Raw genomic sequence first — 15,427 nt, 5'->3', positions numbered from 1 at the left:
TGAGGGGGCTGCGGCATATTTCAGAGGCGTTTGAGATAGGCTTTGGCGGCTTCGAGTTCGGGGAAGAGACGTTCTTCGGCCTGGAACTCGCGGGAGTGCACACAGCGGCGACCGGCTTTGACGCGGACTGGATGCTTGAGGTGGAGCATCTCGTGGTAGAGGAGATACTCGATGGCGCAGCGGGGGGTGTCGGGTCGGTCGAAGACGCGGCTGACGACGATGGTGTTGTGGGCTGCGTCGTAGTGGCCGAGCATGCGGCGGGCGTGGTGAGCCGACCAGGTGAGGGTGGGGCGGCCGAGGAGGCCGTGGAAGAAGCGGGTGTTGAGCGACTCGAAGACTTCGTTGAGGTCGTAGTGGTGGCCGGTGGGGGTGGAGAGACGCTTGCGGCCGCGGGTCTGGCGGATGTGCTCAGCCTGGCGGGAGATGGCTTCGGAGGAGACGTGGCGGCGGTAGCGGTCGGCGTGGGCGGAGGCGATGGGCTTCTTGTAAAGCTTGGCGAGGAGGATGTGGGCGATGGCGTGGTGAACGTGGTCGGGGGCGGACTCGAGGAGATCTGAGAGGCGGACGTGCAGGCGGCCTTCGCGGAGGCGGATGGTGGTGTTGAGTGAGGTGAAGCGGCGGAAGCGGATATCGAGCGGAGGAATGGGGGCGCGGGGGCGGAGCTCGCGGTACTGCTCCTCGAAGACGGCGATGAGTGAGGTTGAGGCCGTGGACTTCGGTTTTGCGGTGCGGGGTTTTCTGGGGCGGGATTTGAGCGAGGGCGTGGGCGATGAGGGAAGCTCGTGGACGGGGAAGAGGGATGGCGTTGCGGACGAGGAGAAGAGCTGCATGAACTGGCGCAGCGGTGAGGGGCCGGGATGCTTCGGTGGGTTCAGAGCTTGTCCTTTGTTGAATTACTGAAGGTGGTTTTCTTCAATGCAAATAGGGCGACGAAGAACTGCGCATAAGAACAATTTTATAAGAGGAAGAGCCTGGTGCGGACGTGCCGTTTGGGGTTCGGGTGCGGAACTCCAGGTGTCGAACGATACGAATGGCGATGGTTTCAGCGTGGGGGGTCGATTGGTGCGTTCTTGTTTTCTTTGGGGGGCGGATGCGCGAGAAACCATGCCTTTTGCTCTTCGATCATCTGCGTGGCTTGGTCGTGTAGGTCGTGAACGGCTTCGAGGGCGAGTCTGCGCGAGACGTTGTAGGCTTCGTCGTCGGGCGGGGTTTTGAGGTTGGAAGACCAGCGCTCGGTGGCTTCGACTAGCTTGGGTAGGGCTTTGCGGATATCGCGGTGGCGGGGGCCGTAGTCGTCGAGGTTGTCGTTGAGCTCGTCGGCGATGGCGGTGAACTGCTCGAGGAGATCGTGGGTGTCCTGTTCGCGGCCGGGTTTGCGCGGGCGGGCGAAGAGATCTTGGATGGATTTGTTCCGATTGTCGAGGAGTTTGATGAAGAGGAGGACGCGGTCGCTGGGATAGTAGGCGGCTTCGCGGAGTTGCTCGATCTCGCCGTCGGAGAGAGCGGCTTCCGGTTTCTGAGCGTGCAGGGAGAGAGCGAGCGGGAGCAGGAGGAGAGCGAAGGAGAGTCTACGGAGCATCGGTTCCTGGTGTCGGATTTCTGAGTGACTCGATTTTACTTTTTGAAGACCTGAGCGAGAAGCTCGTCGTGGACCTGGTCGAGCTGCTTGAGGGTCGCTTGCAGGGTGTCGCGATCTTCGTTGGAGGCTTTACGGAGATATTCGCCGAGGCGGTACGAGGTGTGGTGCATCAGCTCTTCGGCGTTTTTGACACGTTTGGAGTTGCTGGAGAGATCCATGTGGATGAGCTTCGCGTAGTCGTTGACCTTTTTGAGGGTGGCGGTGGCCTGGTCGACGTCGCCGTCGAGCATCTGTTTGCCCGCGATCTCGGTCATGACGTGGACGAGCTCGGTGTAGAGGAAGCACTGGTCTTGAGGTTTGGCTTGCTGGGCGCGAAGTTCAAGCGCAAGGAGTGCTTGGGCGTTGGGAAGGTTGTCGTCGACGTTGGCGGCTCTGGAGGGAGTTGCTAGAAGCAGCGGCAGAGAGAGGAGGAAGGCGAACCGAAAGATCGATTTCATAACGCACCTCTTATGGGAGCGCTTGCCTACTTCGTGTTTGCGAGGGTGACGAGGCGGTGGCGGGCCTCCCACTCCTCATCCGGAAATTGGCCGTTTGCCACGGTGAGGAACTGTTTGTACAGGTCGGTCGCCTGTTTGGTGTGGTGCAGTTTGTCGTGCGCAGTAGCCGCGAGGAACAAGGACGACGGCGACTGTGGCTGCACTCTACCACGAATATCTAACGCTTGCAAGGTGGTTGTGGGGTCGTTGTTGGCGGAGGCGGCAAAGGCGAGATGGCTGGCGGCCTGGGCGAGATCGTCCTGGTTCGGGAAGGCTTCCGGGTGGGCAATGGCACGCTTGAGGAGGGCTTCGGCTTCGGCGAAGTTTTTGAGGTGAATCTGGACGTCTGCGCTGTCGTCGAGGAGGGTGGGGTCCTGGGTGGATTTGTTTAGGAGCGAGGCGTAGAGGGGGGCGGCCTGGTCGTACTGCTGGTTGCGGCTGTAGAGGCGGGCGAGGAGGCGGGTGAGAGTGGCGTCGTCGGGGTGGGCGGCGTGGAGTTTGGCGGCGAGCGGGATGGCCTGGGCGGTTTTTCCTTGCTGCTCGTAGAGGCTGGCTAACTGGGCGTTGAGGGTGGGGTTGTCGGGATCTTTGGCGAGGGCGGCGGTGAGGAGCGATTCGGCCTGGTCGGGTCTTTGCTGGTGGAGGAGGAGGTGGGTGAGGGCGGCAGTGACGTCGTGATTTTGCGGGTCGACGGCGAGGAGGCGGCGGTAGGCGAGCTCGGCGGCGGTGTTGTCGCCGGAGGCTTCGGCTAGCTCGCCGGAGAGGAGGATGTCGTCTGGGGTTTCGGGGGTGAGTTTGATGGCGGAGAGGAGTTCGTCGCTGGCGGTGGCGGGGTTGGCGGTCTGGTCGATGCGGGCGAGGGCGCGGAAGGCGCGGGCTTTGAGGGCTTGGTTGTCGGTGGTGAGGGTGGTGGCTTTGAGGAGTTCGGCGTGGGCGTCGGTGAGGCGGCCGCCGCGGGCGAGGAGGAGGCCGAGGGCGAGGTGGGGATCGAAGTAAGTGGGGTCGGCGGCGATGGCGCGGCGGTAGGTGGCCTCGGCGGCGGTGGTCTGGTCGAGTGCGTCCTGGGTGAAGGCGAGGTCGTAGAGGAGGTGGGCGTCGGTGGGAGATTTTTCGGCGAGGGGGGTGAGGAGTTTGAGGGCGGTGGGGTAGTCCTGCTTGTCGAGGGCTTCGTTGGCCTGGGTGCGGAGGGGATCTTGCGGTGCGGTCTTCGGGGGAGCGGTGGTGTCGATGGCGCCTGCCGGGAGCTGGGCGACGATGGGCCCAGAATAGGTGAGCAGGAGGGCACAAAATATATAGGAAGGAAAGGTGGAGATAGCGCGGTAGAGCAAACCTGGGTGCGCTCGTTTGTTGCTTGCTGCGTGGTGCATTGCCGGTACTCCCCCTCCCACCCTAAAAGTGTGCAAAGTATTCGATCTCGACACTTTAGGTCTGGACTTCCTGCGGTTCGTTAAGTGCGGAAGCCCGGCCTGGAATGGCCGGGCTTCGACAGCTTTTCTGTCTTTTAAGAGTAACAGACGAGTCAAGAGGGTGCGGCTGGAGACTGGTACGAAACTCTGCCTGCGGACTCTCCCATCTCTGGTGCAACCTCCGAGTTGTCGACACGGGAAACTTGCGAATTGGGCCCTTCCGCTCCTCTGGATGGGAGCCTCGGGATGCCCTCATCAAATGAGAGATGAAGTTGCCGAAGACCCGACTTTCGAGGAACAGCGCGAAACGCGATGAGAGGCCTTGTCGCTATTGGAATTACTTGAGACGATTATCGGCATGATTAGCCGTATCTTCGATGGACCAAATTCTGGGTACGCGGTCCTCGTAGTCGGGGGTCTTTATTTGGCAATCTATGCATGCTTCACGGACTATTTCGTCGATGAAAGTGAATCGTCCCCAATGTCAGAGGAAGACAAGGAGCGATACGCGCTGAAGGCGACGAAGGTTACCCGGCCCATCATGATCGTGATCTTCCTTTCCATCGCTGGATTTGGCATGTGGAAGATGTTTCAGCCCTAGCCACTGTCACCGGATTTCCCTACGCAGATCGGTCCTACACTTCGGCGTCCTCGACGTTCCCGGTAAATGGGGTTATCGGAGGGCCGAGGCGAACTTGCCGAAAGCCCGGGCGGTCTCAACCGGTCGATGCAACACTGGCTTGCAGTTTACTCGCTGGCGTTTGAAAGCCCAAGGTCTCTCGCGGGCGTTGGTTTAGACGGAGCGCGATCTTGTTGAGATGGGCTTGAGTGTGGACGGACAAGTCGGTCTTCTTAGGGAAGTACTGTCTTAGCAGGCCGTTGGTATTTTCATTGGTTCCGCGCTGCCATGGACTCTGCGGGTCACAGAAGTAGACCTTTACATTTGTGTCCACCGTGAAGCTCTTGTGTTTGGCCATCTCCAGCCCTCGGTCCCAGGTCAACGAGCGCCGCAGAGTTGCGGGCAGTTTAAGCACGTGCTTGCTCAACGCGGCGACAACCGTCGCGGTATCTTTGCTGGGCACTTTGATGAGCATGACGAAGCGCGAGTGCCGTTCCACCAGGGTTGCGATATGAGTGTTTTGGCTGCCTGCAAGCAGGTCGCCTTCCCAGTGGCCGGGAACGGCGCGGTCTTCAACCTCTGCCGGTCTTTCGCTGATCGAGATAGCATCGACGATCTGACCGTGGGACTTTCCGCCAGCCCGAGCGTGCCGTGAACGACGGATCAGCCGCTTGGACCGGAGATGCTGAACCAGCTCTTTTTTCAGCACTCCACGGGCCTGGATGAATAAGCTGCGGTAGATGGTCTCGTGGGACACACGCATGCTCTCGTTGCTGGGATAATGGACCTTCAGCCATTTCGAAACCTGTTGCGGCGACCAGTCCAGGATCAGTTTACTGGCCACGATCATCCGCAGTTCCTCGTGGTTGGCAAGAAGACAGACCTTGGGTCGCAGAGCGGACTCCCATGCCTGACGATCGGCTTCACTGGCTCGATAGAGTGGACGCCCGCCATGACGTGCCACCTCACGGCTCACTGTCGACACAGGACGTTGCAATCCGCTGGCTATCTCCCGGATCGGCGAACCAGCTGCGATTCCTCGTGAGATCTCTTCCCGCTCGGACAAGGTCAGCGTTCGTGGTGAACGCCGACGCGGAGCAGGAGCGATCCCGCCGCGCTGCGTCAACAGGAACCGAATGGAACCATGCCCCTTACCGAAGGCTCGCCCAATGTCATGCAACGACTCGCCCGCCTTCCAGCGCCCCCACATCTCGATCCGCTGCTCCGTGGTAAGCCTGTTCCGTTTTCCTTGTGCCATAACCACCACCTTTAGAAATTGAATTCATATCAGATGGTGTTGCACCGACCGGTTGAGACCGCCCGACTTTGAAGGCATTAGAATGCACCCCATGGGATCTCTTAGAGTTCAACACGGAGATGACTGGATCGCCGCCAAGGCGACGATCGTGGCGACCAAGAAGAGGCTGCTGCCTTGGAAGTATGGCGGCGCGATGGACTATCCACTCCCTGAGTACGTCGTCACCTTTTCCTACACGGTGGGTGACCGCGAATTGACGGGCAAATATGTGACTACTTCGCCTCAAGAGCGTGGTCATACGTTCAACATCTTCTACGATCCCGAGCACCCGGACAGAAATACGGGACTCGATGAGCCGGTCAATCCATGGGTCAAGTGGACTGCAAGAGTTCTAGGGATAGGCGCAGTCGTTGTGGCGATATGGCTTTGGGGCGATCGGGACTGGTTCCAGAACTAATAGCTCGTCGGTCCGCAAAACGGAGTTATGAGAAACGTCTACCTTGAACTTGCCGCAAACCTGACTTTGTGGCACTACGGGTTACTTCCGGTTTGTCGGTAATTCGCCCAGAACGAGAAATCTGGAAGTGCCATGCCCACCCTGTTCGGTTGAGTTGGCGATTTATCTATCTAGGTCTGACGCGAACGATCAACTAAATATTGGCGAGTTACTGGAGCGAAGAGATCTGGAACCACGCTGCCGTCGATCTCGATATTGTCTTCCATTGGGTCTATCAAAGGCCGTGCGTGCAAAACGGCACGGTATTGCTTCTTCATCCGACACAAGCGTATCTTCTCAAGCAGCAACGAGTGGAAAAAGATTCCGGCCTGGTACAGGCGAGTTCTGTTATTACTCTCCCTTCAGCCATACTTCCACGATATCCAAGCGCATATACCGTAGAGAAACTCTGGTGCAAGGATGATGCTTAAAGCCGCGCAGGAAGCGCTCATTGAGTCCGAGCTTCGGTATCGCCGTCTATTCGACACGGCCCACGACGGCATCCTGATTGTGGATTTCGCGACAAGCCTGATTGTTGATGTGAATCCCTTCCTGCTGGAACTCCTGGGGTACAGTCGCGAAGAGATCGTGGGAAATCCGCTTTGGGATTTCGGGCTGTTCAAAGATAGAGAGCTGTCCAAAATTGCTTTCGACACGCTCAAGGAGAAGCATTACGTTCGCTATGAAGATCTGCCGCTCGAGACCAAAGATGGCATGGCCATAGCAGTTGAGTTTGTCAGTAACGTCTATGGGGAAGGCGACCGAAAGGTTATACAGTGCAACATTCGTGATATCACCGAGCGGAAACATGCAGAGCAGACGGTCCAGCAGCTATTACAGTCGCGGCAACTGGAGGCCATAGGCCAACTCGCCGGCGGCGTCGCCCATGACTTCAACAATCTGCTTCAAATAATCCTTGGCTACGGTGAAATGCTCGTCAATAGTCCGAATCTCAATGATGCGGAACGCAGGGCCATAGCTAAGATGAACGAGGCAGGCACATCGGCAAAGAACCTGACGCATCGCCTTCTCGCATTCAGTCGTAGACAGGTACTGGAGCCTGTCTTCATGGATTTGAATGATTCTGTGACGGAAGCGAATGCCATGTTGGCAGGGCTGATCGGCGACGATATCGAATTGAAGATGAACCTCAGTCCCAAGCTGGGTACGGTCAAAGCCGATCCTAACCAGATCGAACAGGTGCTCATGAACCTGGCGATCAATGCTCGCGACGCAATGCCGAAGGGCGGCAAAATTACTTTCGAAACGGCGAACGTCGAGATCGACGAAACCTACGCTCAACAGCATCTTTTCATCAAGCCCGGTCATTATGTCTCGCTTTCCGTAAGCGACACGGGGACCGGTATGGACGCCGAAACCCAGGCTCGCGTCTTCGAACCCTTCTTTTCCACCAAGCCGACGGGGAAAGGGACCGGGCTGGGGCTGTCGACCGTGTTTGGAATTGTCAAACAATCGGGCGGGTCGATTAACATCTACAGTGAGCCCGGGCATGGAACAACGTTCAGAATCCATTTTCCCTGCCGAGGAGAGGCGGTGGAACGGCTGCAGGAGACCAAGCCGCCTCCGCTGCTTGGCGGCAACGAAGTGATTTTCGTGGTGGAAGATACAGTGCTGTTGCGTGAGCTTACCCGACTCCTTTTGGAAGGAGTCGGCTATCAGGTATTGGATTCCGGGGTACCTGACGAGGCTCTTCGCATGGCGAAGAACTATGTGGGAGCCTTGCCCCTGCTGATCACCGATGTGGTGATGCTAGGTATGAGCGGAATTGAACTGGCAAAGGAATTCGCGAAGATCCGACCTGAGACGAAGATCCTATACACCTCAGGGTACCCGGATGATGCCATCGCTCGACACGGTGGGCTTGCGAGCGGCGCATCGTTCCTGGAAAAGCCCTTCACTCGGGATGCCCTGCTCAGGAAAGTACGAGGAATCCTTGACTCGTCGGGGTGACGCTCGGCAACTTTGTTCGCATGTCAAGCTTCGTCTCCCGCTTCCGCTTCTTAGAGGCATCTGAGCGCGGGGAGTTAGCCCGTAACGCCAGAGCGTCGAAACGCTCCTTTTTGGCTCGACCTGATACATAGCGAGCACTCTGTAATCTGTGGGAATAGCACCGCTAAACGCTCCAGGTAAATCGGCTTCTCGTCTGCTAAGTTCCTGATCGTCGCAAACCGAAATAATCCTAACGTTGGCAGCTTGTCACTTTGTAGTGCGCGAAAAACGGAGTTTGCGGTAACTTCGAAACTTTATAGGCACCTGAAATAGTCCGGGGTCAATAGACGCGCCTTCCGGTGATGGTGTAGATCGCGTCGGGAGGATCCTCTGAGACGATCACCTTTTCCTCTGCAGGTTTCACCTTCTCCTCCGGGGGTTTCATCACCTCCGCAGCTTTCATCGCCGGCTCTGCGGGTTTCATCGGCTCCGCAGGTTTCATCACCTCTGCAGGCCTCAGCGCGTCCGCAGGTTTCAATGCCTCCGCAGGCCGCAGTGCGTCCGCAGGTTTCAATGCCTCCGCGGGCCTCAGCACCTCCGCAGGCTTCAGTGGGTCTGCAGGTTTCAATTCCTCTGCAGGCTTCTTCGCCTCCGAAGGTTTCTCTGGGATCATCGCCCACGCGAAGCCGTGCGCCAGCCACAAAAAGAAGCTGGCGAAGAGGCACACCAAAAAAAGGCCAGCGAAGAGGAGTACTACCTGGCCTTTCGTGTTGGCGTCGGCATACAACCCGATTGAGAAGAAGGCGACGGTTGCGAATGAGAAGCCGCCCGCGAATCGCCCAAGTCGACGCGATAAAACAATCATGCGATTACTCATTGAGGTCCTCCGTCGCTTGCGAAATAAACCCGGAGAGCTTATTGAACAGACCGTTTCCCTGTCCAGGTAGCTTGCACCCTCCGTCCAGGGCTTCCAGTCTATCCCGATTCTTCGAGGAGGTTTAGTGTGCGAATCACCTGGTCGCGGAGTTGTGAAGAGGCGGAGCTTCTCCGGTCTATCTTCCAATGTGGCACCAAGAAACAGAATATGAGTAGGGCCGTCGCCACCTGGTATAACAAGAAGAGTCTGCTCCTGCCGCATCACCTTTGACCGTATGCCGTGAAAACGTAATCCTTTGTCTTCACTGCCGTGTGGCACGCGAATCCGCACTTGGCGTCGGTCCCCTGTGGCGGCTTGTCACCTAGGTTGCCGAGCCTGAAATTGCCGGACGCGGGGTCAATCTCGAAGACGCCGTAACCCCATCCGCCGCTGTCGGCAAACCTCTTGCTGTCCTTCACCATGAGATCAACATCATGCTGCGTACCTGGCACGGTTGGCGCTCCGGGTTGAGCGGTATCTACCTTCGCGTTCCAATGAACCTTCACCATCTTGGAGCCATCCGGGAAGGGCTTGCCGTTGCCGGGAATTCCTGCCTTATAAGCGTTGATCATCGCGGGATTTCCGAGGATCGCAGCGACCGCAGCTCCGTTATGACTGACGGCGATCACCGGCCAGGTTTCGTATCCTCTGAACTCAGAGAACGCGAGGCCATTCGGTATTTTGAGGGTGTACTTGTCCTGCGCGGAGATGACGGGTGGTGGCTGTGACGGCACTGATGTGGTGGCGGGAGCGGCGTTGGGGCCGGGAAGTTTGTGGATGAAACGTGCAAGTTTCCAGGTGTCGTTATCGGAGATGCTCGACTTCCAGGCGGGCATTCCTGTGAGGCGAACTCCGTTCTGGATGATCCAAAACAGTTCAGCGTCGCTCCAGTGCTGGACGTGGGCTGAGCTCAGATCCATGGCGGGCGGGGTCATGTTGCGCCCGAGGTCACTGTCTCCGCGCGCATCTGCACCGTGGCATTGGGCGCACGAGCCAAGAAATATCTCGTGGCCCTGGCTGACGATTTCGTCCGTCTCGGGTAGCGGGTTGCTCATTTTGCCCGCCTCCAAGGGAATGGTGACGTCTTTAGCTGCGTTGGCCAGGCTGGTCTCCCCCTGAGAAGGAGGTTTGCCGGCTGAGCAACCTTGCAGCAAGGCTCCGACGATTGCACTGATCGCGCCAAGGATCAGCTTGTGTTTGATCGCAACGCTGCGATTACTTCCGCGCAAGCCGCCAATCCACGGCAGACCCATAGATTTCCTCGTAAGTTCAGGCATGGAGTGTTCCTTTCACAAAGAAAGTTTTCTAGGCCCGATCCAGCGTGTGTCACCCTTTGGAGATTCTGATGTCTGGAATGAGAATGCGGCGTTATTTACTTTTACTGAGGGCCGTCACGCTCACGCGGCGCGATCTATTTTTACTCTGGTGCTTATGTTTTGGAAAGACTGGCTTTCTTCGCGCGTGGCTTGATTGGGGGACGGCTTCGTGCCTCGGCGATGGCTGCGAGGTTCTTTTGCATGGATTCGAGACGCTTGCGGCCCGTTCGGGATCCTTCTATCAGCTCTTCGACGTTGATTAAGAACTCGGGCAGGTCCATCTCTTCGCGAAACTGGGCGAGGTAGGGTTGAATTTTGGCGTATTGGAAGTACATCTCGGGGCAGGTGTCGTAGAGCAACTCCGCATCGAGGGCACCGCTTTTTACAAAGGCGGCGACCATCTGCCAGTATCCGTACACCTGAAGAACGAAGCTGCTTTGCTTGTTGCCTGCGCTTACGATTTGGATAAATTCGGTGGCGGATGCGGGAAGAAACTCGCCGCCTACGTAGGAGCGCGCTTCGCGCATGACCGTCTCACGCCGGAGTTCATACAGCTTGAGAATCAGTTCCGCTTGGCGAATTGCGTTGGCGGTGGTCGTTTTCTTCTTTCTCATCGCCTTCACGATAACAGGCGCGTGAAGGGATGGACTGCGTAAAGACGAAGAAAATTATGCGGTCACGCGACATCAGAGACTTTGATTCGTTTGGTGCGCGCTGCTTCTTTGAGTTTGTCGTAGTCGCGTTCGTTTTGTTCGCTGTAGGCGAAGGCGAATTTTGTAAGGGCTTCGTCGATTTCGTCGGTTTTACCGAGATAGCCTGCGATGGTTGCGGGGTCTCCCGATTTGGCGTGCGCCAGAGCGAGGGCCCAGCCACATAAACCGCAGTACGCTACCATCCCTTTGTGATTCGTGGTCGCGGGGTCGAACTCGTAACTGCCTTTCATGTCACGTAGCTGACGAACGTAGAAGTTAGTTTTGTTGAAGGCTCCCCATCCCAGAAGAATGTCTGGCGAGCCCTGGATCAGGTGTTGGCCGGAGACGACGCGGAGGCCTTCGTTCTGAAATTTAGGTGCCTTCAGGTACGGTGCGAGTACGGACTCCTGGGCTTCTTTGTATTGGAGGAAGAGTGGATCGCCTTCGTCTTTGCCTCGCATGAACGCGATCCAACAACGTGTCCCGACGCTGCCTACGCCAACTACCTTTCGGGCGGCGTCCACGACCTGATAGCGCGAGATGAGTTGTCTTCGGTCCTCGGTGAGGGAGGTGAGATATTGTTCCAGGAATATTCCTAGAGCCTCGTGAATCGGCATGCCATGTTCCGTCTTGGTTTCGCGCACGACGAACGGGGCGTTCTCGACGATCCGTTGCTTGTTGTCGACCAAGTCCGTCATCTTCTCCAATACCTGGAGGTGTGATCCTTTCTTTGCCTTGCTAATGGCCTTCTTCCAGAGGTCTAGGCGATTTGGTGGTGCTGCAGCCAGGATGTCGTTTTCGTGAATGACGGAATACCAGGTGGCGAGGTAGCCCATATCGGCGAATTCGCGCATTCGTTGCCGATAGGAGCTGACGACTGCACGGCTATACTCCTCGCAATCTGCATGGTCTTTTCCGATGAACTGGCCGGCGACGACGGCGCTGGTTACGAGTCGTTTCAAGTCCCATTCCCAGGGGCCGGGAATCGTTTCGTCGAAGTCGTTGATGCCGAAGACGAGGCTGCGTTCGGCGGAGGCGAAGACGCCGAAGTTTGAGACATGCATGTCGCCGCAGAGCTGTACCTGAAGGCCAGTGACCGGCGAGGAGGCGAGGTCCTGTGCCATGACGGCGGCGGTGCCACGTAGGAACGCGAAGGGCGATTGCAGCATGCGGGCGTAACGGACGGGGATGAGCTCCTGGAGACGAGTCTTTGCCTGGGCCTCGAGGATTGCGACAGGATCTTTGCGGTTCTTCGGGAGTTGGTGCTCTGCAAGGCCGGCTCTTGGCACGGTGGTTCGCAGGCGCTTTCCGGCTTCTTCGCGGTCAGCTACGGAGGGACGCGGCGCGGTGAACTGATCGGCGAGCTTTTTGCTGATCGATGGAACCTTGGCGGACGACGCTTTTGTAGATTTCGGCATTCGAGGTTCCTCAGGTGGAAGCTCTCTCTTCGACCGCTTCCTGAGGACCGATGCTGGTCAGACGGTGTCTTTGAGCCCTTCAGGAGATAAAGTCTGTCGAAGGGATCAAATGTTCTCTTATGTTGTGGTTTACGTCAAGTTTGTTGCGGCTACGCGGTGGTTTGGAGTTCTGGTTCGGCTTTGGGGGCGGCGAGGTTGAGGACGGGGGCGAGCCAGTGACCGGTGTGGCTCCGCGGGTTGGCGGCGATGTCTTCGGGGGTGCCGGTGGCTACGATTTGGCCGCCGCCGGAGCCGCCTTCGGGGCCCATGTCGATGACCCAGTCGGCTGACTTGATGACGTCCAGATTGTGTTCGATGACGAGGAGGGAGCCGCCGCCTTCGATTAGTTTGCGGAAGGCTGCGAGGAGTTTGGCCACGTCGTCGAAGTGGAGGCCGGTGGTGGGCTCGTCGAGGATATAGAGGGTGCGGCTGCGGGCTTTAGCGGCGGTGTCGTTCGTGCTGCGGGTGGTGATGCTGCGTGCTGTGGCAAGGTGGGAGGCTAACTTGACGCGCTGGGCCTCGCCGCCTGAGAGCGTGGTGGCGGATTGGCCGAGACGGACGTAGCCGAGGCCGACTTCGTCGAGGACGTAGAGCTTGTCGACGATCTTGGGATGACCGGCGAAGTAGACGAGGGCTTCCTTGACGGTCATGTTGAGGACGTCGTGGATGTTTTTGCCCTTGTAGCGGATGTCGAGGATGGTGGATTTGTAGCGTGTACCGTTACATTCTTCGCAGGGGAGCTCAATGTCGGCGAGGAACTGCATCTCGACGGTGACGGTGCCGTCGCCTTCGCAGACGTCGCAGCGGCCGCCGGGGACGTTGAAGGAGAAGTGCCCTGGGCCGAAGCCGCGGCGCTTGGCGTCGGGTTGTGCGGCGAAGAGTGCGCGGATATCGTCGAAGGCTTTGATATATGTAACTGGATTGGATCGCGGGGTGCGGCCGATGGGGGACTGGTCGACGAGGATGACGTCGTTGAGGTGGTGGGTGCCGGTGAGTTCGCGATAGAGGTGCGCGGGATCGGCGCCTTCGGTTTGTCCGAGAGCCTGCATGAGAGCGCGGTAGAGGACCTGGTGGACGATGGTGGATTTGCCCGAGCCGCTAACGCCGGTGACGCAGCAGAGGAGGCCGAGAGGGATGTCGATGTCGACGCCACGGAGGTTGTGGATGCGGGCGCCGGTGAGTTTGAGGTGCTCGCGGCCGGGTTCGCGGCGGTGTTTCGGGACGGGGATGGTGAGGCGGCCGGAGAGATATTTTCCGGTGATGGAGTTTGGGTTTGCGGTGACTTCGGCTACGGTGCCTGAGGCGAGGAGATGGCCGCCTAGCTCTCCCGCTCCGGGGCCGAGGTCGAGGAGGTGGTCGGCGGCGCGGATGACGTCGGGGTCGTGCTCGACGACTAGGATGGTGTTGCCGAGGTCGCGGAGGTCTTTCATGATGCCGATGAGCTTCGCGGTGTCGCGGGTGTGGAGGCCGATGCTGGGCTCGTCGAGGACGTAGAGGGCTCCGACGAGACGAGAGCCGAGTGAGGTTGCTAGCTGGATGCGCTGGGCTTCGCCGCCGGAGAGGGTGGAGCTGAGGCGGTCGAGGGTGAGGTAGTCGAGGCCGACCTGGAGGAGGAAGTGGACGCGCTGGCGGACTTCTTCGAGGATTTTTCCAGCTACTTCTAATTGTGCTGGTGATAGTTGCAAATTGTCGAAGAAGGTTTGCGCGGCGGTGATGGTGAGGGCACTGGTCTCGCAGATGTTCTGGTTGTTGATTAAGACGGCGCGGGCTTCGGCGCGGAGGCGCTGGCCTCGGCAGTCGGGGCAGAGTGCGTAGCCGCGATATTTCGAGAGGAAGACGCGGACGTGGAGTTTATATTTTTTGCGTTCGAGGGCGGCGAAGAAGCCGCGGATGCCGGGGAAGGTGGCGTTGCCGTCTTCGATGAAGGCTTGTTGCGCGGGTGTGAGGTCGTACCAGGGGACGTCAGTGGGGATCCCTGCGGCTTTGGCGGCGCGCTTCATCTCGCCGTGGTGGGGGCGGTATTTGGTGGTGGTCCAGGGGGCGATGGCGCCTTCGTCTAGGGTCTTCGACTTGTCGGGGATGATGAGGTTGGGGTCGAAGTCGATGGTGTTGCCGAAGCCCTGGCAGCGGGGGCAGGCGCCGTAGGGGTTGTTGAAGGAGAAGAGGCGTGGCTCGGGTTCGCGATAGGCGCGATGGCAGGTGGTGCACTCGAACGCGGCGGAGAAACGGAGACGAGTTGGCGGTGTGGGTAGAGAAGCGGGTTTCTCCACTTCGGCTGCGCCTTCGGTCGAAATGACAGATTTTTGTAATGGTATGGCTTCGGTCGAAATGACAGCGTTTCCGCTGGGGACGGTGTGGAACTGGACTTCGCCGGATTCGCGGTAGCCGGTTTCGATGGCGTCGACGATGCGGGCGCGGCTTTCGGGAGTGATGGCGAGGCGGTCGATGAGGACGAAGATGGGTTGGGTGAAGTCGAGCTCGAGGAGGGATTCGGGGGTGGAGAACTCGACTATTTTGCCGGATTGATAGAGGCGGTTGTAGCCGCGGCGGCGCAGTTCGGTGAGACGGTCTTTGAGTGCGTCGGTGAGGGTGAGGGTGTCGATGGCTGCGGGCTTTGTGGACTTCGCGGATTTCTTTGCGGCGGTCTTTTTGGGCTTGGGCGCTTCGGCCTCGACGTCGGGCGTGGCGATCTGCATCGGCTCGAGTTTGACTTCGGTGCGGATGATGGGGAAGAGGACGTGGGTGCGTGTGCCTTCGGGGAGAGCGAAGAGTGTGGTGATGATTTCGTCTACGGTGTCGTGCTTGACGATGCCGCCGCAGTGGAGGCAGGTGACGGTGCCGCAGCGGGCGTAGAGGAGACGGAGGTAGTCGTAGATCTCGGTTGCGGTGGCGACGGTGGAGCGGGGATTGCGGGTTTGATTTTTTTGCTTGATGGCGATGGCGGGGGCGAGTCCGTCCATGTGGTCGACGTCGGGCTTTTCGATGCGCTCGAGGAACTGGCGGGCGTAGGCAGAGAGAGATTCGACATAGCGGCGCTGGCCTTCGGCGTAGACGGTGTCGAAGGCGAGGGAGGATTTGCCTGAACCGCTGACGCCGCTGACGACTGTGAGGGCGTTGTGCGGGATGTCGACGTCGATGCCCTTGAGGTTGTGGGTTCTTGCGCCGCGGATTGTGATCTGGTCATTCATAGGGAGTGGGTACG

Annotated in this window: 12 protein-coding genes; 2 read left to right on the top strand and 10 right to left on the bottom strand. The window is 58.7% G+C overall.

All coding sequences use genetic code 11. The features are described from left to right. Window positions 1-20 precede the first annotated feature (20 nt). The 5 genes from RBB76_RS24435 to RBB76_RS24415 form a co-directional block, all read right to left on the bottom strand. Window positions 21-830, bottom strand: a complete 810-nt coding sequence (locus RBB76_RS24435) for a M48 family peptidase (RefSeq protein ID WP_429633611.1) — start codon at window positions 828-830, stop codon at window positions 21-23. A 212-nt stretch (window positions 831-1,042) separates the two neighbouring features. After that, a complete protein-coding gene (locus RBB76_RS24430) occupies window positions 1,043-1,579 on the bottom strand; it encodes a hypothetical protein (protein ID WP_429633609.1) in 537 nt (178 codons plus the stop codon). 35 nt (window positions 1,580-1,614) lie between these two features. Beyond that, window positions 1,615-2,076 (bottom strand): hypothetical protein, encoded by a 462-nt coding sequence (locus tag RBB76_RS24425; RefSeq protein ID WP_429633608.1) that lies wholly within the window; start codon window positions 2,074-2,076, stop codon window positions 1,615-1,617. 26 nt (window positions 2,077-2,102) lie between these two features. Continuing rightward, on the bottom strand, window positions 2,103-3,482 hold the full coding sequence (locus tag RBB76_RS24420) for a tetratricopeptide repeat protein (protein ID WP_429633606.1): 1,380 nt from the start codon (window positions 3,480-3,482) through the stop codon (window positions 2,103-2,105). A gap of 755 nt (window positions 3,483-4,237) precedes the next feature. After that, window positions 4,238-5,398, bottom strand: a complete 1,161-nt coding sequence (locus RBB76_RS24415) for an IS30 family transposase (protein WP_429634952.1) — start codon at window positions 5,396-5,398, stop codon at window positions 4,238-4,240. 91 nt (window positions 5,399-5,489) lie between these two features. Here RBB76_RS24415 and RBB76_RS24410 point away from each other — a divergent pair, with 91 nt between their 5' ends. Both RBB76_RS24410 and RBB76_RS24405 read left to right on the top strand, forming a co-directional pair. Continuing rightward, window positions 5,490-5,855, top strand: coding sequence for a hypothetical protein (locus RBB76_RS24410; protein ID WP_429630339.1), 366 nt, complete (start codon window positions 5,490-5,492; stop codon window positions 5,853-5,855). Between the two features lie 459 nt (window positions 5,856-6,314). Continuing rightward, on the top strand, window positions 6,315-7,865 hold the full coding sequence (locus tag RBB76_RS24405; protein WP_429630341.1) for an ATP-binding protein: 1,551 nt from the start codon (window positions 6,315-6,317) through the stop codon (window positions 7,863-7,865). 319 nt (window positions 7,866-8,184) lie between these two features. On the opposite strand, the gene RBB76_RS24400 is transcribed toward RBB76_RS24405, so the two are convergent. The 5 genes from RBB76_RS24400 to uvrA all read right to left on the bottom strand — a co-directional run bounded on the left by RBB76_RS24400 (window position 8,185) and on the right by uvrA (window position 15,413). Continuing rightward, window positions 8,185-8,721, bottom strand: a complete 537-nt coding sequence (locus RBB76_RS24400; RefSeq protein WP_429630343.1) for a hypothetical protein — start codon at window positions 8,719-8,721, stop codon at window positions 8,185-8,187. 260 nt (window positions 8,722-8,981) lie between these two features. Further along, the gene (locus tag RBB76_RS24395) at window positions 8,982-10,037 is read right to left on the bottom strand and encodes a cytochrome P460 family protein (RefSeq protein WP_429630345.1); all 1,056 of its coding nucleotides are present in this window, start codon (window positions 10,035-10,037) and stop codon (window positions 8,982-8,984) included. A gap of 152 nt (window positions 10,038-10,189) precedes the next feature. Next, on the bottom strand, window positions 10,190-10,690 hold the full coding sequence (locus RBB76_RS24390; RefSeq protein ID WP_429630347.1) for a DUF4760 domain-containing protein: 501 nt from the start codon (window positions 10,688-10,690) through the stop codon (window positions 10,190-10,192). A gap of 62 nt (window positions 10,691-10,752) precedes the next feature. After that, window positions 10,753-12,186, bottom strand: a complete 1,434-nt coding sequence (locus tag RBB76_RS24385) for a DUF2252 domain-containing protein (protein WP_429630349.1) — start codon at window positions 12,184-12,186, stop codon at window positions 10,753-10,755. A gap of 149 nt (window positions 12,187-12,335) precedes the next feature. Continuing rightward, the gene (uvrA, locus tag RBB76_RS24380) at window positions 12,336-15,413 is read right to left on the bottom strand and encodes an excinuclease ABC subunit UvrA (RefSeq protein WP_429630351.1); all 3,078 of its coding nucleotides are present in this window, start codon (window positions 15,411-15,413) and stop codon (window positions 12,336-12,338) included. Window positions 15,414-15,427: the final 14 nt, after the last annotated feature.

The sequence above is a fragment of the Tunturiibacter psychrotolerans genome (genome assembly GCF_051013365.1).
GTDB lineage: Bacteria > Acidobacteriota > Terriglobia > Terriglobales > Acidobacteriaceae > Edaphobacter > Edaphobacter psychrotolerans_A.
This window is presented reverse-complemented; position numbering and strand designations above follow the sequence as displayed.

Coding starts and splice junctions, on each gene's coding strand:
- RBB76_RS24430 (WP_429633609.1), bottom strand. CDS start 1,579: ATGCTCCGTAGACTCTCCTTCGCTCTCCTCCTGCTCCCGCTCGCTCTC.
- RBB76_RS24400 (WP_429630343.1), bottom strand. CDS start 8,721: ATGAGTAATCGCATGATTGTTTTATCGCGTCGACTTGGGCGATTCGCG.
- RBB76_RS24405 (WP_429630341.1), top strand. CDS start 6,315: ATGATGCTTAAAGCCGCGCAGGAAGCGCTCATTGAGTCCGAGCTTCGG.
- RBB76_RS24410 (WP_429630339.1), top strand. CDS start 5,490: ATGGGATCTCTTAGAGTTCAACACGGAGATGACTGGATCGCCGCCAAG.
- RBB76_RS24425 (WP_429633608.1), bottom strand. CDS start 2,076: ATGAAATCGATCTTTCGGTTCGCCTTCCTCCTCTCTCTGCCGCTGCTT.
- RBB76_RS24385 (WP_429630349.1), bottom strand. CDS start 12,186: ATGCCGAAATCTACAAAAGCGTCGTCCGCCAAGGTTCCATCGATCAGC.
- RBB76_RS24390 (WP_429630347.1), bottom strand. CDS start 10,690: ATGAGAAAGAAGAAAACGACCACCGCCAACGCAATTCGCCAAGCGGAA.
- uvrA (WP_429630351.1), bottom strand. CDS start 15,413: ATGAATGACCAGATCACAATCCGCGGCGCAAGAACCCACAACCTCAAG.
- RBB76_RS24435 (WP_429633611.1), bottom strand. CDS start 830: ATGCAGCTCTTCTCCTCGTCCGCAACGCCATCCCTCTTCCCCGTCCAC.
- RBB76_RS24415 (WP_429634952.1), bottom strand. CDS start 5,398: ATGGCACAAGGAAAACGGAACAGGCTTACCACGGAGCAGCGGATCGAG.
- RBB76_RS24420 (WP_429633606.1), bottom strand. CDS start 3,482: ATGCACCACGCAGCAAGCAACAAACGAGCGCACCCAGGTTTGCTCTAC.
- RBB76_RS24395 (WP_429630345.1), bottom strand. CDS start 10,037: ATGCCTGAACTTACGAGGAAATCTATGGGTCTGCCGTGGATTGGCGGC.